Here is a 237-nt window from a genome sequence, read left to right as displayed (position 1 = left end):
CCAGGATCGCTTCGTTGTCGCGGTCGGGCACTTGCGCTTCCGTGTCGACGGCGACGGCGAGTTCGTCCACCGAGCGGCGCAGGTAATCGAGCGACCAGTTCCAGGCGTCGCCCTGATTCTCGATAAAGCCTTGCAGGATGGCGAGCGTGTGCGGCACGCCTTCGGGGTCCACGCGCACCACTTCCCCGTACAGCGGCGCGGTGTTCGCGTAGCCGAGCTGGGTCAGATAGCGGCTGA

1 protein-coding gene is annotated in these 237 nt (G+C 66.2%); it reads right to left on the bottom strand.

Features of this window, described 5'->3' with window-relative positions; translation table 11 throughout:
- Positions 1–237, bottom strand: a 237-nt coding sequence (locus tag SB751_RS35100) for a hypothetical protein (RefSeq protein ID WP_410749628.1), incomplete at both ends; no start/stop codon positions are given.

The sequence above is a fragment of the Cupriavidus sp. SIMBA_020 genome, from assembly GCF_046535395.1.
Lineage (GTDB): Bacteria > Pseudomonadota > Gammaproteobacteria > Burkholderiales > Burkholderiaceae > Cupriavidus > Cupriavidus campinensis.
This window is presented reverse-complemented; position numbering and strand designations above follow the sequence as displayed.